At 73.1% G+C, this 22,422-nt stretch carries 27 protein-coding genes, 1 tRNA gene and 2 pseudogenes; 17 read left to right on the forward strand and 13 right to left on the reverse strand.

Features of this window, described 5'->3' with window-relative positions; all coding sequences use genetic code 11:
- Positions 1 to 43 precede the first annotated feature (43 nt).
- Positions 44 to 754, reverse strand: a complete 711-nt coding sequence (locus JWP64_RS17545; protein WP_297498248.1) for a DUF2470 domain-containing protein — start codon at positions 752 to 754, stop codon at positions 44 to 46.
- A 49-nt stretch (positions 755 to 803) separates the two neighbouring features.
- Here JWP64_RS17545 and recO point away from each other — a divergent pair, with 49 nt between their 5' ends.
- A complete protein-coding gene (gene recO, locus JWP64_RS17550) occupies positions 804 to 1,583 on the forward strand; it encodes a DNA repair protein RecO (RefSeq protein WP_297498251.1) in 780 nt (259 codons plus the stop codon).
- A gap of 6 nt (positions 1,584 to 1,589) precedes the next feature.
- Here the strand turns inward: recO and JWP64_RS17555 are convergent, their stop codons facing one another.
- Positions 1,590 to 2,012, reverse strand: a complete 423-nt coding sequence (locus tag JWP64_RS17555) for a type II toxin-antitoxin system VapC family toxin (protein ID WP_297498253.1) — start codon at positions 2,010 to 2,012, stop codon at positions 1,590 to 1,592.
- A complete protein-coding gene (locus JWP64_RS17560) occupies positions 2,009 to 2,242 on the reverse strand; it encodes a hypothetical protein (protein WP_297498256.1) in 234 nt (77 codons plus the stop codon). The genes JWP64_RS17555 and JWP64_RS17560 overlap by 4 nt, the downstream gene beginning before the upstream one ends.
- A gap of 67 nt (positions 2,243 to 2,309) precedes the next feature.
- Between JWP64_RS17560 and JWP64_RS17565 the strand changes: the two genes are divergently transcribed.
- The 3 genes and pseudogenes from JWP64_RS17565 to JWP64_RS17575 all read left to right on the forward strand — a co-directional run.
- Positions 2,310 to 3,107: an isoprenyl transferase gene (locus JWP64_RS17565; protein WP_297498259.1), complete on the forward strand. Its 798-nt coding sequence runs from the start codon at positions 2,310 to 2,312 to the stop codon at positions 3,105 to 3,107.
- Entirely contained in the window at positions 3,104 to 3,514 is a 411-nt protein-coding gene (locus JWP64_RS17570; protein ID WP_297498262.1) for a hypothetical protein, read from the forward strand. The genes JWP64_RS17565 and JWP64_RS17570 overlap by 4 nt, the downstream gene beginning before the upstream one ends.
- Before the next feature lie 7 nt (positions 3,515 to 3,521).
- Positions 3,522 to 4,319: pseudogene (locus JWP64_RS17575) on the forward strand (Bcr/CflA family efflux MFS transporter); the annotation flags it as partial.
- Between the two features lie 169 nt (positions 4,320 to 4,488).
- Here the strand turns inward: JWP64_RS17575 and JWP64_RS17580 are convergent.
- From JWP64_RS17580 to JWP64_RS17590, 3 genes are read right to left on the reverse strand one after another with little or no spacing between them, the layout of a single operon-like run.
- Positions 4,489 to 5,136 carry a hypothetical protein gene (locus tag JWP64_RS17580; RefSeq protein WP_297498264.1) on the reverse strand — a complete coding sequence of 216 codons (648 nt, stop codon included), beginning with the start codon at positions 5,134 to 5,136 and terminating at the stop codon, positions 4,489 to 4,491.
- Between the two features lie 58 nt (positions 5,137 to 5,194).
- Positions 5,195 to 5,623 (reverse strand): transcriptional repressor, encoded by a 429-nt coding sequence (locus tag JWP64_RS17585; protein WP_297498266.1) that lies wholly within the window; start codon positions 5,621 to 5,623, stop codon positions 5,195 to 5,197.
- Positions 5,620 to 6,003 carry a metalloregulator ArsR/SmtB family transcription factor gene (locus tag JWP64_RS17590; protein WP_297498269.1) on the reverse strand — a complete coding sequence of 128 codons (384 nt, stop codon included), beginning with the start codon at positions 6,001 to 6,003 and terminating at the stop codon, positions 5,620 to 5,622. Before JWP64_RS17590 ends, JWP64_RS17585 begins: the two co-directional genes overlap by 4 nt.
- A 99-nt stretch (positions 6,004 to 6,102) precedes the next feature.
- Here JWP64_RS17590 and JWP64_RS17595 point away from each other — a divergent pair, with 99 nt between their 5' ends.
- Complete coding sequence (locus tag JWP64_RS17595) at positions 6,103 to 6,453, forward strand: antibiotic biosynthesis monooxygenase (RefSeq protein WP_297498272.1); 351 nt, start codon at positions 6,103 to 6,105, stop codon at positions 6,451 to 6,453.
- 100 nt (positions 6,454 to 6,553) lie between these two features.
- Complete coding sequence (locus JWP64_RS17600; protein ID WP_297498274.1) at positions 6,554 to 7,951, forward strand: glycine--tRNA ligase; 1,398 nt, start codon at positions 6,554 to 6,556, stop codon at positions 7,949 to 7,951.
- 238 nt (positions 7,952 to 8,189) lie between these two features.
- Here JWP64_RS17600 and JWP64_RS17605 read toward each other — a convergent pair whose 3' ends face one another.
- Positions 8,190 to 9,170 carry a hemolysin family protein gene (locus tag JWP64_RS17605; protein WP_297498277.1) on the reverse strand — a complete coding sequence of 327 codons (981 nt, stop codon included), beginning with the start codon at positions 9,168 to 9,170 and terminating at the stop codon, positions 8,190 to 8,192.
- On the reverse strand, positions 9,167 to 10,537 hold the full coding sequence (locus JWP64_RS17610; RefSeq protein ID WP_297498279.1) for a hemolysin family protein: 1,371 nt from the start codon (positions 10,535 to 10,537) through the stop codon (positions 9,167 to 9,169). The genes JWP64_RS17605 and JWP64_RS17610 overlap by 4 nt, the downstream gene beginning before the upstream one ends.
- A 251-nt stretch (positions 10,538 to 10,788) precedes the next feature.
- Between JWP64_RS17610 and JWP64_RS17615 the strand changes: the two genes are divergently transcribed.
- The 5 genes from JWP64_RS17615 to JWP64_RS17635 all read left to right on the forward strand — a co-directional run bounded on the left by JWP64_RS17615 (position 10,789) and on the right by JWP64_RS17635 (position 14,796).
- The gene (locus JWP64_RS17615; protein WP_297498287.1) at positions 10,789 to 11,826 is read left to right on the forward strand and encodes an XdhC/CoxI family protein; all 1,038 of its coding nucleotides are present in this window, start codon (positions 10,789 to 10,791) and stop codon (positions 11,824 to 11,826) included.
- A 113-nt stretch (positions 11,827 to 11,939) separates the two neighbouring features.
- The gene (locus JWP64_RS17620; RefSeq protein ID WP_366890148.1) at positions 11,940 to 12,602 is read left to right on the forward strand and encodes a YdcF family protein; all 663 of its coding nucleotides are present in this window, start codon (positions 11,940 to 11,942) and stop codon (positions 12,600 to 12,602) included.
- Positions 12,599 to 13,903 (forward strand): deoxyguanosinetriphosphate triphosphohydrolase, encoded by a 1,305-nt coding sequence (locus JWP64_RS17625; RefSeq protein ID WP_297498290.1) that lies wholly within the window; start codon positions 12,599 to 12,601, stop codon positions 13,901 to 13,903. Before JWP64_RS17620 ends, JWP64_RS17625 begins: the two co-directional genes overlap by 4 nt.
- A gap of 115 nt (positions 13,904 to 14,018) precedes the next feature.
- A complete protein-coding gene (locus tag JWP64_RS17630) occupies positions 14,019 to 14,438 on the forward strand; it encodes a YccF domain-containing protein (protein ID WP_297498294.1) in 420 nt (139 codons plus the stop codon).
- A gap of 91 nt (positions 14,439 to 14,529) precedes the next feature.
- Positions 14,530 to 14,796 carry a hypothetical protein gene (locus JWP64_RS17635; RefSeq protein WP_297498296.1) on the forward strand — a complete coding sequence of 89 codons (267 nt, stop codon included), beginning with the start codon at positions 14,530 to 14,532 and terminating at the stop codon, positions 14,794 to 14,796.
- Here the strand turns inward: JWP64_RS17635 and JWP64_RS17640 are convergent, their stop codons facing one another.
- The 3 genes and pseudogenes from JWP64_RS17640 to JWP64_RS17650 form a co-directional block, all read right to left on the reverse strand.
- Positions 14,797 to 15,489 carry a DUF732 domain-containing protein gene (locus JWP64_RS17640; RefSeq protein ID WP_297498298.1) on the reverse strand — a complete coding sequence of 231 codons (693 nt, stop codon included), beginning with the start codon at positions 15,487 to 15,489 and terminating at the stop codon, positions 14,797 to 14,799.
- 29 nt (positions 15,490 to 15,518) lie between these two features.
- Positions 15,519 to 16,265 carry an HNH endonuclease family protein gene (locus JWP64_RS17645; RefSeq protein ID WP_297498301.1) on the reverse strand — a complete coding sequence of 249 codons (747 nt, stop codon included), beginning with the start codon at positions 16,263 to 16,265 and terminating at the stop codon, positions 15,519 to 15,521.
- A gap of 113 nt (positions 16,266 to 16,378) precedes the next feature.
- Positions 16,379 to 16,692, reverse strand: a pseudogene (locus tag JWP64_RS17650) (sigma factor); the annotation flags it as partial.
- 118 nt (positions 16,693 to 16,810) lie between these two features.
- Here JWP64_RS17650 and JWP64_RS17655 point away from each other — a divergent pair.
- From JWP64_RS17655 to JWP64_RS17670, 4 genes are read left to right on the forward strand one after another with little or no spacing between them, the layout of a single operon-like run.
- Positions 16,811 to 17,002, forward strand: a complete 192-nt coding sequence (locus tag JWP64_RS17655; protein WP_297498304.1) for a hypothetical protein — start codon at positions 16,811 to 16,813, stop codon at positions 17,000 to 17,002.
- A gap of 43 nt (positions 17,003 to 17,045) precedes the next feature.
- Positions 17,046 to 18,926, forward strand: a complete 1,881-nt coding sequence (dnaG, locus tag JWP64_RS17660) for a DNA primase (protein ID WP_297498307.1) — start codon at positions 17,046 to 17,048, stop codon at positions 18,924 to 18,926.
- Entirely contained in the window at positions 18,923 to 19,435 is a 513-nt protein-coding gene (locus tag JWP64_RS17665) for a hypothetical protein (protein WP_297498310.1), read from the forward strand. Before dnaG ends, JWP64_RS17665 begins: the two co-directional genes overlap by 4 nt.
- A gap of 59 nt (positions 19,436 to 19,494) precedes the next feature.
- Positions 19,495 to 20,262 (forward strand): trans-aconitate 2-methyltransferase, encoded by a 768-nt coding sequence (locus tag JWP64_RS17670; RefSeq protein ID WP_297498313.1) that lies wholly within the window; start codon positions 19,495 to 19,497, stop codon positions 20,260 to 20,262.
- Here JWP64_RS17670 and JWP64_RS31575 read toward each other — a convergent pair.
- Both JWP64_RS31575 and JWP64_RS17680 read right to left on the reverse strand, forming a co-directional pair.
- Positions 20,259 to 20,534 (reverse strand): hypothetical protein, encoded by a 276-nt coding sequence (locus tag JWP64_RS31575; RefSeq protein WP_366890145.1) that lies wholly within the window; start codon positions 20,532 to 20,534, stop codon positions 20,259 to 20,261. The genes JWP64_RS17670 and JWP64_RS31575 overlap by 4 nt on opposite strands.
- Before the next feature lie 463 nt (positions 20,535 to 20,997).
- A complete protein-coding gene (locus JWP64_RS17680; protein ID WP_297498316.1) occupies positions 20,998 to 21,186 on the reverse strand; it encodes a hypothetical protein in 189 nt (62 codons plus the stop codon).
- A gap of 151 nt (positions 21,187 to 21,337) precedes the next feature.
- Between JWP64_RS17680 and JWP64_RS17685 the strand changes: the two genes are divergently transcribed.
- Together JWP64_RS17685 and JWP64_RS17690 are read left to right on the forward strand one after the other, a co-directional pair.
- Positions 21,338 to 21,410 (forward strand) — tRNA-Asn (locus JWP64_RS17685).
- A 418-nt stretch (positions 21,411 to 21,828) separates the two neighbouring features.
- The coding region (locus JWP64_RS17690) for a hypothetical protein (RefSeq protein WP_297498319.1) at positions 21,829 to 22,422 on the forward strand (594 nt) is incomplete at its 3' end.

Raw genomic sequence — 22,422 nt, forward strand, 5'->3', positions numbered from 1 at the left:
GGCGCGTGAAACCTCGCTAGAACGAGGTTTCACGCGCACAGGGTCAGGGCAGGCGGCGGACCAGGGCGACCATCGCGGCCCGGACGGCGTCGGGTGTGCGGCACTCCTCGTCGAACCCGATCCGGACGGGCTCGTCCGAGGCGTCGGAGGAGATGCCGAACCCCTGCCGGTCGACGTCGAGCATCCGCGCCCGTGTCGTCCCGGGCAGGTCCGCCAGGGTCCGGCAGAAGGCGACGAGCGAGTCCGCGTGGTCGTCGTTCATGTGCCCGACGATCCGGGCGCGGTACGGGAAGAGCGGGTCCGGCTCGGCGGCGGCGTAGTCCGCGGCGGAGACCCAGCTCATCCGGGCGAATCCGCCGACGTAGCGGACCGCCCGGACGTCGAGGCGGTAGGTCCGGAAGTCGTGGAAGTCCGCGTAGACGCCGTTCGGGTGGACGGCGCGGTAGACCTCGTGGGCGGCGTCGCGCTCGGCGCCGTCGAGGACCCGGACCGTCCCGAGGAGCGTGACCCGGGCGAGCGCGAGCGGATCGCCCTCCCCGGCCTCCGTGACCAGCACGGACGCCCGCGGATCCGCCGCGAGGTTGCGGCTGTGCTCGGCGAGGTCGGAGAGCCGGAGCAGGATCGAACCCGTCGCGTCGACGGCGAGTGCGGCCACCGAGCCGAACGGGAACCCGGCCGGGTCCTTCGACAGCGTCGAGAGCACGCCGCTCGCCGCGTGCGAGGCGAGCGTGCGGGCCAGTTCCGGATCGTTCATGCCGCCAGGCTAACGGCGCCGTTCCCGAAGGAGTCGTAGGCTCGTCGGCGTGAGCACCCTGTACCGCGACACCGCCGTGGTGCTGCGCGTGCAGAAGCTCGGCGAGGCGGACCGGATCGTCACGCTGCTCACCAAGCGCTACGGCAAGATCCGCGCGGTCGCGAAGGGCGTGCGCCGCACCCGCTCCCGCTGGGGCGCGCGGCTCGAACCGTTCAACCACGTCGACGTCCAGTGCTACGCCGGCCGCAGCCTGGACGTGGTCACCCAGTGCCAGACCGTCGACGCGTTCGGTTCCGGCGTCGTCGCGGACTACTCCCGCTACACCGCCGGCTGCGCGATCCTGGAGACCGCGGACCGAATCGTCTCCGAGGAGGGCGGCGAACCGTCGCTGCGGGTCTACCTGCTGCTCGTCGGGGCGATCCGGGCGCTGTCCGGCGGCGAGCGGGACGCCTCGTTGATCCTCGACGCGTTCCTGCTGCGCGCGATGAGCCACGCAGGCTGGGCGCCGTCGATCTCGGAGTGCGCGCGGTGCGCGGAGCCGGGCCCGCACCGGGCGTTCAGCGTGCAGGGCGGGGGAGCGGTGTGCGAGCGGTGCCGCCCGCCGGGCTCGGTGACGCCGTCGCCGGAGACGTTCGCGCTGCTCGACGCCCTGTTGCACGGGGACTGGGACGTCGCGGACGCCGCCGAGCCGTTCACCCGCCGGGACACGTCCGGCCTGGTCGCGGCGCACCTGCAATGGCACATGGAGCGCCAGCTGCGGTCGTTGCCGTTGGTGGAGCGCAGGGCCCCGGAGCGGCGGGAACCCGCCGTCCCCCGACCTCCCGGATAGTCGGCGTCACGTCCCGGCGGGCGCGACCACGAACGTGCACCGCGGGCCGGGCGCGCGGACGAGCCGGGCATCGAGGGTGACCAGCGGGGCGTCGAGAAGTTCCGCGAGCGCGACGTAGGACGCGTCGTAGTAGCCGACGGCGCCGCGCAGATCCCAGGTGCGGCCGGCGATCGGCCCGGGCGGCCACAGCTCGATCCGCAGCAGGCCCAGAGCGTGGTGGGCCTTCCTCGCGCCGGTCGCGCCGACCGTGCCGGCGAGCTCCTGGCGGCGCAGGACGTTGCCGACCTCGAACGGCAGCAACTGCGGCGCGTGCAGCGCACGCCCCCGGACGGTCTCGCCCGCCCAGTCCCCGAGCGGCCCGGCGTCGAGCAGCAGGGCGACGATCACCGAGGAGTCGACGATCGTGGGCTCCGGGGCCGTGGAGCTCACCGGCGGTCGGCGTCGAGTGCCTCGACGATGTCGGCGGCGGACAGGCGCCCCCCGGCGGCTCGGGCGTCCTCCCGGACCCTGGCGAGCCAGTCCTCCGGATCGGTGTGCGCGGCGAGCTCGGTGAGCTCACTCAGCAGGAATTCCTGGAGCGACCGCCCGGCCCGCGCAGCCCGGGCGGCGAGCTCGGCGCGGACCTGCTCGGGCACGTTGCGGATCGTGATGGCGGGCATGCATGCATTTTAGCTGCACCGGCGCCGGAAGGCGGCCGGATCCGGCACGGTCGTAGGGTCTCCTGTTGTGCCGACCGCAGGGCCCTTCCAGCCACCGCCGCCCCACCCCTCGGGTGCCCGGCCCCCGGCCATCCCGCCGGAGCTGGTGCCGAACCACGTCGCGCTCGTCATGGACGGCAACGGCCGCTGGGCCAACGCCCGCGGGCTGCCCCGGATCGAGGGCCACCGGCGCGGCGAGGCCTCGCTGATGGACGTAGCCCGCGGATGCATCGACATCGGCGTGAAGTGGCTGTCCGCCTACGCCTTCTCCACCGAGAACTGGAAGCGCAGCCCGGACGAGGTGCGCTTCCTGATGGGCTTCAACCGGGACGTCATCCGCCGCCGCGTCGACGAGATGCACGCCATGGGGGTGCGGGTCCGCTGGGCCGGGCGCCGGCCCCGCCTCTGGCGATCGGTGATCCGGGAGCTGGAGGTCGCCGAGGAGAAGACCCGGGACAACGACGTCCTCACCCTCACGATGTGCGTCAACTACGGCGGCCGCGCGGAGATCGCGGATGCCGTCAAGCAGATCGCCGAGCAGGTCAGGGACGGCCGGATCAAGCCGGAGAAGATCGACGAGCGGATGATCGCGCGCTACCTCGACGAGCCGGACATGCCCGACGTGGACCTGTTCGTCCGCTCGTCGGGCGAACAGCGGACGTCGAACTTCCTGCTCTGGCAGTCCGCCTACGCCGAGATGGTCTTCCTGGACACGCTCTTCCCGGACTTCGACCGCCGCCACATCTGGCAGGCGATCGAGATCTACGCCCGCCGCGACCGCCGGTTCGGCGGCGCCCTCGACACGCCCGAGACGAGCACCCGATGACCGCCCCCATGATCGACGTCGCCCGGGCCGCCCTGGAGCGCTTCCACGACGTCCAGGCAGACGACGACGGCTCGCTCACCTTCGCCCACGGCGGCGTGCTGTGCGTGGTCCAGGGCACGGAGCTGGAGGAGGGCCTGCCGGTCCTCAACCTGACCTGCGTCGTCGCCTGGGACCTGCCCGTCGCCGAGGATCCGGCGCAGGACGTCCCCACCCGGGTCGCCCTGGGCGTCGGCGAGGGGCTGTTCGGCACCCCGCGCGTGGTGCGGGGCGAGGCGGGCTGGGACGTCACGATGCGGTACGCGTTCCCGGCCGCCGGCCTGACCGAGGGGCCGATGGGGACGCTGCTGATGCTGGTGGTGAGCAGCGCGTCGAGCATGCGGGCGGAGCTGGTGGGTGAGCCGGCGTGACCCGCCGATGACCTCGGAGACCGCACGGCCGAAGATCCCGCTCGGCCGCGTCCTGGCCCTCGGCGGCCTCTCGACCTTCGGGCCGCTCTCGCTCGATCTCTACCTGCCCGCGCTGCCCCGGCTCACGGCCGATCTGGGCACCACCGAGGCGCTCGGCCAGGCGTCCATGTCCGTCTGCATGATCGGGCTCGCCGTCGGGCAGCTGCTGGTCGGGCCCTTCAGCGACCGGATCGGACGGCGACGGCCGCTGCTCGTCGGCGTCGCCCTGTACGCCGTGACATCCCTGCTGTGCGCGTTCGCCCCGACGATCGAGGCGCTGCTCGTGCTGCGGCTGATCGGCGGGCTCGCCGGCGCGGTCGGGCTCGTCGTCTCCCGGGCCATGGTGCGGGACCTCTACTCCGGGGACGCCGCGGCGCGGGCGTTCGCGCTGCTCATGGTGGTCGGCGGGATGGCGCCGGTGATCGCGCCGGTGCTCGGGAGCCAGCTGCTGCGGATCACGGACTGGCGCGGGCTGTTCGTGGCGCTGGCGCTGATCGGGGCCGTGCTCCTCCTCGCCGCGCTCACGCAGCGGGAGACGCTGCCGCCCGCCCGTCCTCGCGCCGGAGGGTTCGCCGACACCAGCCGGGCGCTGGCGGGGGTGCTGCGGGACCGGACGTTCCTGGTCCCGACGTTGATCCTGGCGCTGGTGTGCTGCGGGATGTTCGTCTACATCGCCATGGGCAGCTACGTGCTGCAGGGTGCGCCGTACGCACTCGGGGCGCAGGCGTACGGGATCGTGTTCGCCGTCAACGCGGTGGGGATCGCGCTCGCGAGCCGGCTCAGCGCCGCGCTCGTCCGGCGGATCGGGGCCGCGGACGCTCGTCGTGGCGGTCGCGGTGTCCGTGACGGGCGGGGTGTCTGCGGGCACGAGCCGCTGCTTGAGTGGCTCAAGCGTCGATCAGTGGCGCTCGAGCCACTCAGGCAGCGGAGGTCGGTCAGTCGTCCAGGCGCACCAGGGGGAGACCGGCCAGGTCCGCGGCCGTCATCTCCCGGGCGGCCGCGAGCACCCGCTCCTGAGCGGCGGTCATCTTCGAGTCGACGAGCCCGGAGAGGCCGTAGGCGATCCGGCCGAGCACCCGGACCGTCGGGTCGTCGACCGGCGGGCGGGGCGCGGACACGATCGCGACGCCCGTCGGGTGCCCGTCGTTGGCCTGCGCGATCCCGATCGTGAACGCCTCGCGGGGGTTGACGTGCCGGGACGCGTAGTGGTCCCGCAGCTTCGGGAACAGCGGGTGCAGGCCTGCCATCTCCGCGTCGAGGTCCAGGGACTTGACGTCGTCCTCGGTCAGGACCTTCGTGCGGCCCGAGAAGCAGCGGACGTAGCCGACGAGCGCCCCGGTCCACAACGCCTCGACGAGTACCTGGTCCGGCTCCGGCGCGGCCAGTGCGGACACGAGGTGCTCGCAGCAGCGCAGCACGTACTGCAGGTCCTCGAACACCGCGGCGAGCTGCGCCAGCTCGCCGGACTCCGGGCTGTCGAGCGCGCGCACCGTGCTGGGCGCGGCCTCGGTCCCGATGCTGCCTCCGTCGTCGCTCACGATGACGGCCTCCCCACGCTCGGCGCCGTACGCACCGTCGCGCACGTCGGGGAGGACGCTAACCGCCCGGGAGACGTGCGGAGATCTCGTTATGAGACGCCGGTCACCGGGTGTCGCCGCAGGGCCGGCACAGCCCGAAGATCTCCACGGTGTGGCTGAGCTCGGTGAACCCGTGCTCCTCGGCGATCCGCTGCGCCCAGCTCTCGACGGCCGGGCCCTCGATCTCGACCGCCGCGCCACAGCGCCGGCAGACCAGGTGGTGGTGGTGGTCGTCGGTCTCGCAGCGCCGGTAGACGGCCTCGCCGGAGCCGGTGCGCAGGACGTCGACCTCGCCGCCGTCCGCCAGGACCTGCAGCGTCCGGTAGACCGTCGTCAGGCCGATGCCCTCACCGGTGCGCCGCAGCTCCTCGTGGATCTCCTGGGCGGAGCGGAAGTCGTCGAGCCGGTCCAGCAGCGCGGACACCGCGGCGCGTTGCTTCGTCGCGCGCTGCACACGGCTCCCGGCGACCGCCGCCGGCTGCGTGGTGCTCACTCGTCCTCCTCGACGTGCGCCAGGGCGTCGACGACGATGTGCGCGAGGTGGTCGTCGACCAGGGAGTAGACGACCTCGCGGCCCTGCCGGGTGCCCTCGACGACCCCCGCGGACTTCAGCACCCGCAGGTGCTGGCTGATCAGCGGCTGGGTGACCTGCAGCGCGTCGACCAGGTCGTGCACGCAGCGCGAGGACTCCAGCAGCTGCAGCACGATCGCGATCCGGACCGGGGCGGCGAGCGCGCGCAGCAGGTCTCCCGCCGCCGCGAGAGTGGCCGGGGTGCGGACGACCGGAGCGGGGGCGGGGCGCACGTCCGGGCAGGGGTGCCCGTCGTGCTCGTCTCCGGAGACGGGCTCCGCGATCGGCTCGGTGATCGGCATGACCATCCAGTCCCGTGGGCGGCGGCCGCACCCGCGGTGGTTCGACAGACCTCGCCGGGCCGCATCTCGCATGGTAGTCGTTTTCACTAAGGTTCCGGTGTGCTGCTCGTCTGTCGCTTCGCCGTGCCCGCCCCGGAGGCTCCGGCGTTCGCCGCCCGGGCCCGCCGCGCCCTCGAGCTGCTGGGCGCCGCGCCGGGCTGCCGGGGCGGCGAGGCGGGACGCGCCGTCGACGACCCGGAACGGTGGGTGCTCACGGTCCGGTTCGACTCCGTCGACGCCTACCGCCGGGCGCTGTCGCCCTTCCCTGTGCGCGAGCACGTCATCCCGCTGCTCTCCGAGGCTCTGGCGGACGAGCCGTCCGCGTACGAGACCCTGCTGACGGGCGTCGACGGCGTCGTCGTCGAGCGGGAGAGCCTGCTCGCGGAGGGACCGGACCGGCACTCTCGGTGACGGTGCCCCGCGGCGGGCACACCTCGGCGGCGGATAGTCTGGGAAGCCCCTCGCATCCGGCGGGGGTGAGTTCCGTCTGATCCCTCCCAGGAGTACCTCCGTGGCCAGCAAGCCCAGTTCCGCCAAGATCGAGACCATCGTCGCGCTCGCCAAGCGCCGCGGCTTCGTCTTCGCCTCGGGGGAGATCTACGGCGGCACCCGCTCGGCGTGGGACTACGGGCCCCTGGGCGTGGAGCTCAAGGAGAACATCAAGCGGCAGTGGTGGAAGTCGATGGTCACCGGCCGCGACGACGTCGTCGGGCTCGACAGCTCGGTGATCCTGCCCCGCCAGGTGTGGGTCGCCTCGGGCCACGTCGGCGTGTTCAACGACCCCCTGGTCGAGTGCCTCTCCTGCCATAAGCGGTTCCGTGCCGACCAGCTCGCCGAGGAGTACACCGAGCGCACCGGCAAGCCGGCCACCGAGGACGACCTCTCCGACGTCCCGTGCCCGAACTGCGGCACGCGCGGCCAGTACACGGCGCCGCAGGACTTCAACATGATGCTGGAGACCCACCTCGGCCCGGTGAAGAGCGACGAGGGCCTGGCCTACCTGCGGCCGGAGACGGCGCAGGGCATCTTCGTCAACTTCCTCAACGTGCAGACGACCTCGCGCAAGAAGCCCCCGTTCGGCATCGGCCAGATGGGCAAGAGCTTCCGCAACGAGATCACGCCGGGCAACTTCATCTTCCGCACCCGCGAGTTCGAGCAGATGGAGATGGAGTACTTCGTCGAGCCGGGCACCGACGAGGAGATCCACCAGTACTGGATCGACGAGCGCACGCGCTGGTACACGGACCTGGGGATCTCGCCGGAGAACCTGCGGCACTTCGAGCACCCCAAGGAGAAGCTCTCGCACTACTCCAAGCGCACCGTGGACATCGAGTACAGGTTCGAGTTCACCGGCCAGGAGTGGGGCGAGCTCGAGGGCATCGCCAACCGCACGGACTTCGACCTGACGACGCACTCGAACCACTCGGGCGTCGACCTCTCGTTCTACGACCAGGCCAGCGGCACCCGCTACCGCCCGTACGTGATCGAGCCCGCGGCGGGTGTCGGCCGCTCGATGATGGCCTTCCTCATCGAGGCCTACACCGAGGACGAGGCGCCGAATGCCAAGGGCGGCATCGACAAGCGGGTCGTGCTGAAGCTGGACCGCCGCCTCGCGCCGGTCAAGGCCGCGGTGCTCCCGCTCTCGCGCAACGCGGACCTCTCGCCCAAGGCGCGCGACCTCGCGGCGCAGCTCCGCAAGAACTGGAACGTGGACTTCGACGACGCCGGCGCCATCGGCCGCCGCTACCGCCGGCAGGACGAGATCGGCACCCCGTTCTGCATCACGGTGGACTTCGACACCCTGACCGACAACGCGGTGACGATCCGCGAGCGGGACACCATGGCCCAGGAGCGGATCGGCCTGGACCAGGTCGAGACGTACCTCGCCACCCGCCTGCTCGGCGCCTGATCGCTCCGTGGGACCGATTCGGCCGTCACCGGCTGAAATCGGTCCCACGGGCTGATCATGCCGCCCGTGCGAGGGTCTGTCCGATGCCGTGGCCACCCGTGCCGGGGGCGCTGCTCAGGGAAGCGGACGTGGCGCTGCAACGCCCGGTCCGGGAACGCGGAGCCGTCCCGGAGGGCTGCGGCCGTCTCGAGTGCGGTGAGAGGGCGGGCCGTGAGGCCGACGTCCCGGGCGGGTGGTGTCAGGCCGGCAGCAGCCGGTCCACCAGGTCGTGCAGGGTGACCAGGCCGAGCAGCTCGGACCCGTCCTCGACGAGCGCGAGGTGGCTGCGGGTCTCCCGCATCGTCGCGAGCGCCTGGTAGACGGGCTTGTCGGCGCTGAGCCGCAGCACCGGACGCACCAGATCCCGGGCCGTGCCCTCCCGGCCGAGCGCGTCCCGCACGTGGACGAACCCGACGGGCTCGCCGGCGTCCCACACGATCAGCCGCAGGTGCCCGCTCTCCCGCGAGGTCTCGCGGATGCGGGCCACGTCGTCGTCCGCGGAGACGCCGGTCAGCGCGCGGTGCACGAACTGCCGCAGCGGGGCGTCCTCCAGTTCCAGCACGGTGACGAGCTGGTTCCGGCGGTCGTCGTCCAGCGCCCCGGCCCGCGCCGAGTGGTCGACGAGCTCGCGCAGGTCCGCAGGGGTGCGGCCGGACGCCATCTCGTCGACGGGTTCGACGCCGACCCGGCGCAGGCACCAGTTCGCCATCCCGTTGAGCCCCAGCAGGAGCGGCCGGGTCACGATCATGAAGCCGCGCATCGGCAGGGCCAGCAGCGTGGCCGAGCGCTCGGGGTGCGAGATCGCCCAGGACTTCGGCGCCATCTCCCCGACGACGAGGTGCACGAACGTCACGACGATCAGGGAGAGCACGAACGACACGACGCCCGCCGTGCCCGACGGCAGCCCCCAGCCCTCGAACACCGGCTGCAACGCGGCGTCGACGGCGGGCTTGGCGACCGCGCCGAGGCCCAGCGTGCAGAGGGTGATGCCGAGCTGGGACCCGGCGAGCAGCAGGGACAGGTCCTTCGCGCTGCGCAGCGCGGCACGGGCCGACGCGCTGGTGTCGGCGAGCTCCTCCAGCCGGTAGCGGCGGGCCGCCACGAGCGCGAACTCGACGGCGACGAAGAACGCCGACAGCGCCACCAGGGCGATCGACGTGACGATCACTCCGGCGCTCATGCCCTCTCCTCCGCCTCGCGACGCGGCGCGGGCACGGTGACCAGGCGCAGCCGCACCGTCTCCGGCACCCGCCGTTCCACCTCGCACACCTCGATCTCGAGCCGGTGCTCGTCCTCGTCGTCCTCCGCGCCCGCCTCGCGGGGCAGGGTCACGGTGATGACGTCCCCGGGTTCGGGGAGGCGCTGCAGCTCGGCGATGACCAGGCCGCCGACGGTCTGGTAGTCGCCTTCGGGCAGGTCCGCGTCGAGCAGCCGGCCGACCTCGTCGACATGCAGCGCGCCGGGGACGGTCCAGCCGTCGCCCAGGGCGTGCGGGTCGTCGTCGACGCCCACGTCGTGCTCGTCGGTGATCTCGCCGACCAGCTCCTCCGCGATGTCCTCGGTGGTGATGACGCCGGCGAGGCCGCCGTACTCGTCGAGGACGCAGGCGAACTCGTCGTCCGCCTCGCGCAGCGCGTCGAGCACCGCGGGCAGCGGCAGCGACGCGGGCACGATGACGGCCGGGCGCATGATCTCGGAGACCCGCAGCGTCGCGGCGTCCCGGCCGTCGATCGCGAGCAGGTCCCGCAGGCAGATGACGCCGACGGGGTCCTCCCCGTCGACGACGGGGTAGCGCGAGTGGCCGGCTGCCATCGCGTCGGACAGCTCGACGATCGTGATGTCCGGCCGGACCGACGTCACGCGCGGGCGGGGGATCATCGCGGCCCGCGCCGGACGGTCCTGGAAGTCCAGGACGCGGTCCAGCAGCGTCGACAGGCCCGGGCGGAGATCCCCGCTGTCCCGGGAGTCGTCGATGATCGCCTCGAGGTCCCGCGGGGTGGCGGCGTGCTCGACGTCGTGCACGGGCTCGATCCGCAGGGCCTTGAGCAGCAGGTTCGACGCGGCGTCGAACAGCGTGATCAGCCAGCCGAAGAGCCCGAGGTAGAGGTTCGTGGAGAACGCGAGCCGCCGGGCGACCGGTTCGGGCCGCGCGATCGCGAGGTTCTTCGGGAAGAGCTCGCCGAACACCATCTGCACGACGGTGGAGAGCAGCAGCGCGAAGATCACGCCGATCGTGACGCCGACAGCGGTCGGGACGCCGACGCCGCCGAGCAGCTCGCCGATGCCGTCGCCGATCAGCGGCTCGGCGACGTAGCCGACCAGCAGGCCGGTGACGGTGATGCCGAGCTGCGCGCCGGACAGCATGAACGAGGTGCGCTTCGTGATGGCCAGGGTGCGCTTCGCGCCGGCGTCACCGGCAGCGGCGCTCGCCTTCAACCGCGAACGGTCGACGGCCATGTAGCCGAACTCCTGGGCGACGAAGTACCCGGTCAGCGCGGTGATCGCGACGACGACGAGCACGCCGAGGAGGATGTTGAGGACGATCATGACGTCACCGCGCGACGGTCAGCGGTGGGGGAGGTCCGTCCATGGGGGACGGTGCCGGTACTGCAGGAGGGGTCCATGGCTCCGGGGAGTCTGTAGTGGGTGGTACGTCCGGTTAAACGGCGATCATGCCGTGCGGGTTCCCCGGGCGCCCGCCGGTTCACCCGGACGTCCTTCACGTCCGGGGCGGCGCGCGACCCGCCGGGGCGCCAGGTCGGCGCGGACTGTCGGGGGTGGTGGCTACGCTGATCCTCGTGACCGCGACCTCCGTGCCGTCCACCTCCGAGACCCTCCGCGAGCTGGGGTCCGCCCTGCGCCGCTGGAGCGCGGGTGGGGCCGGCTCGATCGGCGTGGTCCGGGTGCTGGGCCGGCACGGTTTCGGCACGGTCGAGTCCGGCCAGATCGTGGCGGGCACCTCTTCCGGCGAGACCTCCGGCGTCCTCTACCGGCGCGTGCTGGACGACACCGCCGTCCCGCTCGCGAGTGCCGCCGCCGAGCGTCCGGAGGTTCGCGAGGCGCACGTCGCCGAGGCCGGCGCCGTCGAGGCCGGGCTCGCCTGCGCGGGTGGCGCCACCCTGCTCGGCCACCCGCTCCCGGGCCCGCTCGCCGAGGCGTTGGGGAAGGCCCTCGAACACGCGAGCCCGGCCGCGCTGCTCTCGACGCTCGACGGCGCCGCGGCCCTCGTCCTCACCGGCCCCGCGCTGGACGTCGTGCACGGCTCGCTCGGCACCGCCGAGCTGGACGAGGAAGGCGCGGACGCCGCCCGCTGGCTCCTCCGCCGAGGCGGCACCGTCACCGAACGCGTCACCGCCGGGGACACCGAGCTGCTGCTCGACCTGTGGGTGCCGGTGCCGTCGGTGCTGGTCGTCGGCGCGGGCGCGATCGGCGAGGCGCTGCTCGCCCAGGCCGCGCTGCTCGGCTGGGCCGGCCGCACCGTCACCGAGCTCGACGAGGCGCGGGACGCCGTCGCGGCGTTCACGGACGCGGACGTCGTCGTCCTGCTTGACCACTCGCCCCGCTTCGACGCGATGCTGCTCGCCGGGCTGGAGCACGGCCACGGGTTCCTCGGCGCGCTCGGCTCGCGCCGCACCCAGGCCGCCCGCCGGGAGCGGCTGCTGGCCGCCGGGGTGTCCGAGGAGCAGCTGGCCACGATCCACGGCCCGGTCGGGCTGGACCTCGGCGCGCGCACCCCGGCCGAGACGGCGGTGTCGATCGTCGCCGAGGTGATCGCGGCCCGGGCGGGCCGCGCCGCCACCACGCTGGGCGCCTCACAGGGACGGATCGGGGGGTGAACACGCCCCTTCGTCGACCGGCCGCACGAGGGAGGCCGCGGCGCCGCTACGAGAGTGCGGACGCCGATCCCGTCACCGAACGCCTGCCCTGGTCCGAGGGCGAGACCGTGCCGATGGGCCCCGAGTCGGCACCGGCGCGCGCCGTCACCGGCGCCGCGCCGTGCTGGATCCGGCGGCTGCTGGTCGGCACGGTGCTGATGGCGGTGATCATCGTGGGCGGTACCGCGTTCCGCGTCTGGCAGGTCGCGCGGGTGGACGGGGACCGGCCCGTCGACGCCGTGGTCGTGCTCGGCGCCGCGCAGTACGACGGCGAGCCCAGCCCGGTCCTCGCCGCCCGGCTGCGGCACGCCCTCGCGCTCTACCAGGACGGCCTCGCCCCGCGGATCGTCACGGTCGGGGGCAAGCAGGCGGGGGACCTCTACACCGAGGCCGAGGCGGGCCGCCGCTACCTGACCGCGCGGGGCGTCCCGGCCGCGGCGATCGACATGGTCGACGAGGGCACGGACACCCTCGGCAGCCTCAAGTCCGTCGCCACCCGGGCCGGGCAGGAGGGCTGGAGCAGCGTGCTCGTCGTCAGCGACCCGTGGCACTCGCTGCGCGCCCGCACCATGGCCCGGGACGCGGGGCTGGACGCCTGGACGTCGCCGACGCGCAGCGGGCCGGTCGTGCAGACCCGGGAGACGCAGGCGCGCTACATCTTCCGGGAGACCGGGGCGCTGCTCTACTACCGGCTCACCCACGCGTCGGCGGAGACCGAGAACACCGGGCTCGGATGACGCTCTCCGTCGAACGGGGCGGTTCGCACCCCGCTGCGGACTCCTACGACGAGCGCGCCCGCGCCCGCCTCCTCCCCGAACCGCCGAAGGGCTCGGGCCTGGGCGAACGCGTCCGCCGCGAGCGCCGCAGCCCGTTCTCCCGGGACCGCGCCCGAGTCCTGCACTCCGCCGCGCTGCGCCGGCTCGCGGGGAAGACCCAGGTCGTCGGGCCGGGGGAGGGCGCCGAGATCAGCGGCATCCCGCGCACCCGGCTGACGCACTCGCTGGAGGTCGCGCAGATCGGCCGCGGGATCGCCGAGGAACTGGGCTGCGACCCGGACGTCGTGGACACCGCGGGGCTCGCCCACGACATCGGCCATCCGCCCTTCGGGCACAACGGGGAACGGGCCCTCGACGAGTTCGGCGCGGCCTGCGGCGGGTTCGAGGGCAACGCCCAGACCCTGCGGATCCTGACCAGGCTCGAGCCGAAGATCGGCCACGGCGAGACCGCGGGCGGGCTCAACCTCACCCGCGCCACCCTCGACGCGTCCTGCAAGTACCCGTGGCCGCGGCGGGGCGGCGAGCGGAAGTTCGGCGCCTACGCCGACGACGCGGACGTCTTCGGCTGGATCCGGGACGGCGCGCGGGAGGGCCACCGCTGTATCGAGGCGCAGGTCATGGACTGGTCGGACGACGTGGCCTACTCGGTGCACGACGTCGAGGACGGGATCCTCTCGGGCCGCATCGACCTCGCGGCCCTGGGCTCGGCCGCCGAGCGCCGCGCGCTGGCCGAGCTCGCGAGCAGGCACTTCGGTGCCGACCGGGCGGCGTGCGAGGAGGTCGCCGCGGACCTGTCGACGCTGCCGGCCGTCGAGGCGGTGCGGGGGTTCGACGTCGGCACCGCGCGGACCGAGGGGCACGTCGCCCTCAAGCGGCTGACCAGCGAGCTCGTCGGCCGGTTCGTGCGGATCGCCACGGATGCGACCCTGGACGTCCACGGCGAGGCCCCGCTGATCCGGCACTCCGGGGACCTCGTCGTCCCGCCGCGGGCGGCCGCGGAGGTGGCCGTGCTGAAGTCCGTCGCGCTGCGGTACGTGATGAGCGACCCGGAGCGGCTCGCGATGCAGGCCCGGCAGCGGGAGCTCCTGCACGAGCTGGGGGAGGCCCTGCTGCGCGGCGCCCCGGAGAGCCTGGACCCCGTGCGGGCCGAGGACTGGGCCGCGGCGCCGGACGACGCCGCCCACCTGCGCGTCGTCGTGGACCAGATCGCGATGCTCACGGACCAGCAGGCCGTCGCCTGGCACGCGCGCCTGCCCCGCTGAGGGCTCACGCACCGACGGCGGGTCGCGCCGTCGCGTCGGGCACACCACTCTGTGGGTCCCCTGAGAATCCGCCAGGCCGGCGGCACGAACCGGCGATCACGGGCATCGTGAAGGCGTGCGCACGATCGGTAACGTCCTGTGGTTCGTCCTCGTCGGCTGGTGGCTCGCCCTGGCCTACCTCGCGGCCGGCGTGGTCGCGTGCCTGCTCGTCGTCACCCTCCCGTTCGGCATCGCCTCGTTCCGGCTCGCGGGCTACTCGCTCTGGCCGTTCGGCCGGACGATCGCGCACGACCGGTACGCCGGGGTGCCGTCGGTGATCGGCAACGTGCTGTGGGTCGTGCTCTTCGGCTGGTGGCTGGCGCTCGCCCACGTCGCGGCCGGGATCGCGATGATCGTGACGATCGTCGGCATCCCGTTCGGCCTCGCGTCGTTCAAGCTGGCCGTCGCCGCGCTCGTCCCGCTGGGGGCACGGATCGCGCCCGTCGACGCGCTGCGGTACGGCTACGCCGAGCCGCGCCCGCTCGCCCACCGCTGAGCTCCCCACCGCGGGGGTGACGCCGGCCACTCGTCGTCACATCCCGGAGCGCGGTCCCGTCCTCCGGTCAGGACGAATCGAGGAGGACGTGATGGCGCGCATTCCCGCGGTGGCCGAACAGGACGCCGGAGTACTGGGCCGGCTGGCCTACCGGTTCGCGCGGCGACGGTTCGGCGCCATGCCCGAGCCGTTCGCGGTGACCCGGCACCACCCGAAGCTGTTTCGGCCGGCCGGCCGGGCGGGCGTCGTCGAGCTGACCCAGGCGATCGGGCTGGAGAACATGCGCGCCCGCGCGAACCAGGCGCTCGGCATCACCGAGCAGGGCTTCGACGCGGCGTGCCGGGTGCGGACCGGCTGATCAGTGGCGCGAGTAGGCCGGGCAGTACGAGTCGCTCGCGGCATCGACCAGCACGAGCGCGTCCCGGGCGCCGACACCGGCGGACACCGCCGAGCCGACCAGGGTGCTGCGGGACGTCCCGGACTCGAGCGACGTGCACACCTGGTGCCCGAGATCGACTAGCTGGGTGTCGGTGTAGTCCTGGAACGAGGGCCGGTCCGCGACGGCGGCGAGGTAGGCGGCGTCCCCGCGGACGTTCGCCGAGGCGGTGAGCGCGCTCGTCGCGCCCAACGCCGTCGTGGTGATGCCGGCGAGAGCGCCACCGGCGAGCAGGACGACGCCCGAGAGCACGGACGGCAGGATCCATGCCGGCCGCTGCTTCGGCGGCGGCGGGAGGTGCGGGGCACGCCCGTGGACCGGCGGAGGCGGGCCGAACTGCGGCCCGGCGGGCGGCCGCCACCCGGTCGGGGGACCGGCCTGGTGCGGGATCGCACCCTGTGGCGGCAGGCCCTGACCCAGGCCCTGCCCCTGGGGGCCCAATCCCTGCGGCGGGACGTGCTGCTGCGGGATGCCCGGCCCGCCCGGGCGGTACCCCGGCCCCTGATCCGGCGTGCTCCGGTCCGGTGCGCCTCGCTGCGCGGGGATCGCACCCTGCCGGCGCTGCCCCCAGGTCCCCTGCGCGTCCATCCGTTCCCCCCGCTCTGCGGACGTCACCGGGGACATCGCGCACCGCCGGTGAGGACTTACGTCCCCGTCGAGTGAACCGGACCGGGCACGGTGTCGTCCACCGGAACCGGCTCGCCGGGACAGGTGCCGAGGATGTCGACGATCGTGTCGTGCTCGGCCTGCGTGATCCACAGCGCGTACTTGGCCTTGACGGCGACCTGGCGTGCCACGTAGTCGCAGCGATAGGCCTTGACCGGGGGGAGCCAGGTGGCGGCGTCGCCGTCGCGCTTGGCGTTGTTCGTCGGGCCGTCGACGGCGAGCAGGTTCAACGGGTCGTTCCCGAGGTTGCGTCGGGCGGCGGCGTCGAGCTGCTGGGCGCCCTTCTGCCAGGCGTCGGACAGCGCGACGACGTGATCGATCTGCACCTTCTCGCTGGTGCCCTGGCCACGGGTGAACGGGATCGCCTTCCCGGTGTACGGGTCGTTCAGCGTGCCGGTGAGGACGATGCACTCGTGGGTGCCCGGCTTGAAGGTCTCGCCGGTCATGTCCCTGGCCAGGACGTCGTTGCGGGTGTCGCAGCCGTTGCGGTCGACGTCAGCCCAGGCGGGCCCGAACTCGTCCCGGGTGTAGCCGGTCTTCGGTGCGCGGCCCTTGACCGGCAGCGTGGCGAGCACGTCGGCGGCCCCGCCGGACGGTGCGGCCGCGGCGGCCGTCTCGACGGAGACGTCCGGGAACTCGACAGGGAACCGGTCCGCCAGCGAGGCGCATCCGGTCGCCGTCAGGAGCACCATCAGCAGGGCTGGGATCACTCGGGCCGTTCGCACGAGGCGAGATCCTCGCCGACGCGCTGTGATCACTGTGCGTGACACGCCGGACGCGGGCGGATGCGTTTCCTTACACCCTGAGCTTGTCCGGGTTCAGCACCTGATGGATCGTGCACGCTCTCGTCCCGGACGACGGCGGTCAGCGGGTCGCTCTCGTCGCCGGTCGTGACAGGGGTTCCGGCAGCCAGGGCCCGACGTAGGTCTCCCGGCGGGCGGCGGCGGAGCGCAGGCGGTCCAGGCACAGCCGACCGACGGCGGTGGTCAGCCAGGCACGGGGCTCCCGGATGTCGGCGCGGGCGTCAGGGCCGAGGCGGGACCAGCGCAGCCAGGCGTCCTGCACGGCGTCCTCGGCGTCCGCGAGGCTGCCGGTGATCCGGTAGCCGACCCGCAGGAGATGGGCCCGGTGCTCCTCGAACCCGTCCGCCACGGCGCGACCCTAGCGCGGCGACCGCCGGTGCCGGGGTCGGCCGAACGGCCGAGGCTTCGCCCGGGATTCCTACCTCCGGCCGAGGTGACGCACAGGAAAACGGGGCAGCCTCGAGGACATGAACGAGATCCTCACCGCCGTCGGGGCCTGGACCGGGATCCTGGTGATCGCCGTCCTCGCCGTCACACCCCTGCTCGCCGACCTCCCGAACCGCCGGAGACCGGCCCTGCCGGCCCACGCCGTGCCGCACCTCCCGGCCCAGCGCGCGGCCGGGAGCACCCGCCCCGCGATCCTCACCCCGCAGGGCTGACGCGCGCCCCACCCGTCGCGTGGCACGAACTAGACTCCGCCGCGTGGCAGGCCGGATCCGGGACAGTGACATCTCCGAGGTCCGTGACCGCACCCGCATCGAGGAGGTCGTAGGCGAGTACGTCTCGCTGCGCCGGGCGGGCGCCGGGTCGCTGAAGGGCCTGTGCCCCTTCCACGACGAGAAGTCCCCGTCGTTCAACGTCCGCCCCACCCACGGCACGTTCCACTGTTTCGGCTGCGGCGAGGGCGGCAGCGTCATCGACTTCATCATGAAGATGGAGGTCGTCGGCTTCCCGGAGGCCGTCGAGCGGCTCGCGGACCGCATCGGCCTGAAGCTGACCTACGAGGGCGGCGGCAGCTCCGTCCAGCGGGACCGGGGCACCCGGTCCCGGCTGCTCGAGGCGAACAAGCGCGCGGCCGAGTTCTACGCCGCGCAGCTCAGGACCCCCGAGGCCGCGCCCGCCGTCCAGTTCCTCACCGCCCGCGGGTTCGGCACCGCCGCGGCGGAGCAGTTCGGGTGCGGCTACGCGCCCGCCGGCTGGGACATGCTCACGAAGCACCTGCTCAAGCAGGGTTTCACCTTCGAGGAGCTGACCAAGGCCGGGCTGTCGAAGGAGGGCCGCCGCGGCCCGATCGACCGGTTCCACCGCCGCCTGCTCTGGCCGATCAAGGACCTCGGCGGGGACGTCGTCGGCTTCGGCGCCCGCCGGCTGTTCGACGACGACCAGATCGAGGCCAAGTACCTCAACACCAGCGACACCCCCGTCTACCGCAAGACGCACGTGCTCTTCGGCCTGGACCTCGCCAAGCGCGAGATCGCCAAGCGGCGCCAGGTGGTCGTCGTCGAGGGGTACACGGACGTCATGGCGATGCACCTCGCGGGAGTGCCCACCGCCGTCGCCTCCTGTGGGACGGCGTTCGGGTCCGAGCACGTCAGCGTGCTGCGCCGGCTCCTCGGGGACGACTCGTTCGACCTCGGCGAGGTCATCTACACCTTCGACGGCGACGCGGCCGGGCAGGCGGCGGCGCTCAAGGCGTTCGAGGGGGACCAGTCCTTCGCCGCGCAGACCTTCGTCTGCATCGCGCCGGACGGCCAGGACCCCTGCGAGCTGCGCCAGAGCCACGGTGACACCGCGGTCCGCGACCTCGTCGCCCGCCGCGAGCCGCTGTTCGAGTTCGCGATCCGCTCGATCCTCAAGGACCACGACCTCGACACCGCCGAGGGCCGCGTCGCCGCCCTGCAGCGTTGCGTCCCGCTGGTCGCGCAGATCCGCCGCGAGGACCTGCGGGACGAGTACGCGCGCCGGCTCGCGGGCTGGACCAGCTGGGACGACATCGCGATGGTCGTGCGGCGGGTGCGGGAGAGCGCGGGCGGAGGCTCCTCGGGCGGCTCCCGCAAGGGCCGCCCGTCGGCGCCGCTGCCGAGCCGGGACGACCCGCGACTGCACCTGCAGCGGGAGGCGTTGAAGGCCGCACTGCAGATCCCCGCCGTCGCCGGCCCGCCCTACGACGAGCTGCCCGAGCAGGCCTTCACCCACCCCGCCTTCGCGGCGGTGCACCGCGGCATCCAGGCCGCCGGCGGCGTGTGCTCGGGGATGCAAGGCTCGGCGTGGATCGAGGCCGCCGCGGCGGAGTGCGGGCCGGAGGAGCGCGGGCTGGTCAGCGAGCTCGCCGTGGAGCCCCTCGAGCTGCCGCGACGCCGCAACGGGGACGCCGCCACGGACGAGTCCCGCTACATCGCGAGCGTGCTGGCCGGGGTCCGGCTCGCGCTCGTCGACCAGCAGATCGCGGAGGTGAAGTCGCGGCTGCAGCGGACGAACCCGGTCGAGGAGTTCGAGGTCTACAACGAGCTGTTCGGGGACCTCGTCCCGCTGGAGCAGTACCGGATCGCGTTGCGGGACAAGGCGTCCGGAGCCGCGCAATGATCCGGCCGAGTCTGCTCGCGCGCCTGCTCGGGAAGGCGGAGCTGCCGGAGGGGTTCGCGGGCGAGCTCGAGACCGAGGAGCACGTCGTCGCCGTCGGGGCGCTGACGGGCGGGGGCCACCTCGTCGTCACCAACCGCGGGATCTGGCTCCCGCCGGCGCGGCGGATCGGCTGGCACCTGGTCAGCAAGGCGACCTGGGGGGACGGCGCGCTGAGCGTCGTCGAGGCCGTCGAGGAGGATCTCGACGGCGCCGTGCTGCTCACGGACCTGCCGCCCCGCCGCTACCGCCTCGCCGAGCCGGGCTCCGTCCCCGAGGCCGTGCACCGCCGCGTCACCGAGTCGATCCGCTCGCGGCACCACCGGGACCTGGCCACCGGCGGTGCGTGGTTCCTCCAGCGCAAGGTCCCCGGCCGGGACGGCACCGTCCTGCAGGTCCGCCCCGATCCGGGCACCGATGTGGACGCCGTCCGTACTCTCGCCCAGGATGTGGCTCGCAAACTCGCCCCGTGAGCGAAAACCGTCGCCCTGGCGACGATTTCCGCGCACGACCCCGCGGAGGTGCTTCACCGGTGACGAGCACGACCTGGGACCCCTCGCTCTACCTCGACTTCGACGACCATCGCTCCCGCCCCTTCCACGACCTCCTCGCGCGGGTGCGCGCCGAGGACCCGCGTCGCGTCGTCGACCTGGGGTGCGGGCCGGGCCACCTGACGTCGGTGCTGTTCGCGCGCTGGCCGGACGCGGTCGTCGACGCGATCGACTCGTCCCCGGACATGGTCGCCGCAGCCCGGGCGAGCGGGGTCGAGGCCGTGCAGCAGGACGTCGTGGACTGGATGCCGACCCCGGAGACGGACGTCGTCGTGACGAACGCCGTGCTGCAGTGGGTGCCGTCGCACCCGGACCTGCTGCCGCGCTGGATCGCCGCGCTGCCCGCCGGGGCGTCGTTCGCGATGCAGGTGCCGGGGAACTTCGGCGCGCCCTCCCATGCCCTGCTCCGCGAGCTCGCCGGTGAGGACGAGTGGCGTGGCCGGGTCCTCCTGCGGGGAGAGAGCGCGGTGCTCGAACCGACGGAGTACGCGTCGCTGCTGTCCGCAGCCGGCGCCGACGTCGACGCCTGGGAGACGACCTACGTGCAGCGCCTCACCGGCGAGAACCCGGTCCTGCACTGGATCAGCGGGACGGCGATGCGCCCGGTCCGGGACGCGCTCGACGACGCGGACTACGCACGGTTCAGCGCCCGGCTCGCGCCCCGGCTGCGCGAGGCGTACCCGCGGGAGCGGGACGGCGCGACGTGGTTCCCGTTCCGTCGGATCTTCGCGGTGGCCCGGAAACCCTAGTCGCGTCCGCCCGTGCTCGAGCAGGGCGCGCAGGGTGCGTGCGGGGTCCGCCAGGAACCGGCAAGTGCTGTGCACGGGCAGGGCGTCGTCGTAGCGGATCGTGCGGAGACGGCCGTCGTCGCGATCTCCAGGATCCGCGCGCCCGGCACCGCCAGCAGGATCGGTGAGTGGGTGGCGACGAGGAGCTGGGAGCCCTGCTGCGCGAGGTCGTGCATACGGGTCAGCGCCGCGAGGCGGCCCTGGGTCGAGAGCGCGGCCTCGGGCTCGTCCATCAGGTAGAGGCCGCGGGGCGGAAGCGGTGGACGAGCAGGTCCAGGAACGACTGGCCGTGCGAGCGTTCGTGGGGGACACGCCGCCGTAGGCGTCGACCCTGTCGAGCCTCAGGTTCTCGATCTCCGTGGCGACGTTGTAGTAGGACTCCGCCCGCAGGAAGAACGAACTCCGCTCGCGCCCCGGCGCCCGCCCGATCCGCAGCGCGACGCCCAGCGAGGACTCGCTCGGCCGCGTCGCGAAGTCGAACGAGCGGGAGCCGCCCTCGGGATTGAACCCGGCGGCGACGGCGATGGCCTCCACGAGCGTCGACTTCCCGGAGCCGTTCGCCTACCAGGAACGTGACCCCTGGGTCGAACTCCAGCCGGCGCCCCCGCAGCGCGGCGACGACCGGGAGACCGAACGGGTACCCGGCCGCGGTCTCCTGCTCGTCGATCTCGACGTAGCGGAGGAAGAGGCCGGGGCTCAGTGCTGGTCGCCCTTCGCGCTGTGCACGGCCTCGTCGACCCGGGCCCGCACGACACCGGCGGCCCCCTGGACGGCGGGGTGGTCCGCCACCCGCTGGTAGGTGCGGACGAGCTGCTCGTACCGCTCGTGGCCGGCCCGCGCACCGAGCACGTAGCCGACCGCGACACCCAGCAGGAACTTGAGCATGACGCCTCCGGGAGCGGGGAAGTGCGGGAACCGCCATCCTGCCCCAGCCGACCTGCGGCGGCGCTGTGGGGGAGGGGGCCTCGATCGGGGCACGGGAGGGGTGCTGTAAAGTTCGGCCTGCCGGTGAGCGGAGTACCGCTCCAGGCAGCGGTCCTCCGTAGCTCAATTGGCAGAGCATGCGACTGTTAATCGCAGGGTTACTGGTTCGAGTCCAGTCGGAGGAGCTCCCACCCGCGGTTTCGCTACCGCTTCGCTCTCCTGAGTGAGATCAACTCCCACTTTACTCCCACCTTTGGATTCGGCTGCCGGTCGTCGTAGCCTTCGCACACGCGTTCGAAAGTGGCCACGTGTGCAGGCTGAGGATCCTCAAGCCGGCGGCTGCCTCGCAGCGGGGTCGACGTCGTCGGCCAGGGGGTGCCGGCGTCCTTCAGCGCGTAGTCCGCGAGCGTGTAGAAGCCGCTGACGTACCACTCGCCGTCGATCTTGACGGTCGTTGCGGAGCGATGAGGGCCTGCGAGTTGCCGCGACCTCGTACACGAACGTCGGGGTCCGGCAGATTCGCCAGGTCATCGGTGCGAGCTCGGTAGGACCGTCGGGACGGCCCATTTCATCGGGACGCTGCACCAGTTCCTGCTCCGCTACGTGTTCTACCCCTTCACGCATCTGGTCATGGGCTGTCGCACAGCTCCACACCTGGTCGACAAGGACTATTCCGGTGATGATGTCGTCCTCGCCGGGGACAGCCGGTACCGAGCAGGCTTGTCGGGTTTCCGGTTCCGTCCGGACGGCACGCCCTGCTTCGGCGGCACACCGCCGCGGGGATGGTCGCGTGAGCGGGTCGCCGCAGCGGGCCAGGTGCAGGCGCTGTCGCTCACGAGACAGACCGCAGCGTCGGGGCGGCCGACCTTCGACGACGCCATGTGTTCTGGTCATTGCAGGTGCTTCGGGGGTACCCCGTGGTCGCCCGGGCAGTCGCTGCACGGTTCGATGAGCTTCTCGTCGACGAGGCACAAGACACCAGCGACCGTGTTTCCCCGAGGCGGCGAGCCGATGACGGCTCGAGATCTCACCCGAGGCATCGGCCAGGCCGAAGACTGGGACAGCCTGGGCGAGGCGATCGAGCGGATCCGGGCCGGAGCAGGCGGGCAGGCCGCGGGCGCGGCTGCGCGTCTCGCGGATCTCTTCGGCGTGCCCCTCGGCTATCTGACCGGCTCGCCTTCTGGGGAGCGGGTCGAA

It is taken from the genome of Pseudonocardia sp. (assembly GCF_025465255.1).
Taxonomy (GTDB): domain Bacteria; phylum Actinomycetota; class Actinomycetes; order Mycobacteriales; family Pseudonocardiaceae; genus Pseudonocardia.

Bases quoted from the DNA above. Each gene is read 5' to 3' on its own strand.
- JWP64_RS31575 (WP_366890145.1), bottom strand. From the start codon at position 20,534: ATGGACGAGCCCGAGGCCGCGCTCTCGACCCAGGGCCGCCTCGCGGCG.
- JWP64_RS17570 (WP_297498262.1), top strand. From the start codon at position 3,104: ATGACCGCCCCCATGATCGACGTCGCCCGGGCCGCCCTGGAGCGCTTC.
- JWP64_RS17560 (WP_297498256.1), bottom strand. From the start codon at position 2,242: ATGCCCGCCATCACGATCCGCAACGTGCCCGAGCAGGTCCGCGCCGAG.
- JWP64_RS17665 (WP_297498310.1), top strand. From the start codon at position 18,923: ATGATCCGGCCGAGTCTGCTCGCGCGCCTGCTCGGGAAGGCGGAGCTG.
- JWP64_RS17590 (WP_297498269.1), bottom strand. From the start codon at position 6,003: ATGCCGATCACCGAGCCGATCGCGGAGCCCGTCTCCGGAGACGAGCAC.
- JWP64_RS17655 (WP_297498304.1), top strand. From the start codon at position 16,811: ATGAACGAGATCCTCACCGCCGTCGGGGCCTGGACCGGGATCCTGGTG.
- JWP64_RS17545 (WP_297498248.1), bottom strand. From the start codon at position 754: ATGAACGATCCGGAACTGGCCCGCACGCTCGCCTCGCACGCGGCGAGC.
- JWP64_RS17610 (WP_297498279.1), bottom strand. From the start codon at position 10,537: ATGATCGTCCTCAACATCCTCCTCGGCGTGCTCGTCGTCGTCGCGATC.
- JWP64_RS17635 (WP_297498296.1), top strand. From the start codon at position 14,530: ATGGCGCGCATTCCCGCGGTGGCCGAACAGGACGCCGGAGTACTGGGC.
- JWP64_RS17620 (WP_366890148.1), top strand. From the start codon at position 11,940: ATGGGCCCCGAGTCGGCACCGGCGCGCGCCGTCACCGGCGCCGCGCCG.
- JWP64_RS17625 (WP_297498290.1), top strand. From the start codon at position 12,599: ATGACGCTCTCCGTCGAACGGGGCGGTTCGCACCCCGCTGCGGACTCC.
- JWP64_RS17605 (WP_297498277.1), bottom strand. From the start codon at position 9,170: ATGAGCGCCGGAGTGATCGTCACGTCGATCGCCCTGGTGGCGCTGTCG.
- JWP64_RS17680 (WP_297498316.1), bottom strand. From the start codon at position 21,186: ATGCTCAAGTTCCTGCTGGGTGTCGCGGTCGGCTACGTGCTCGGTGCG.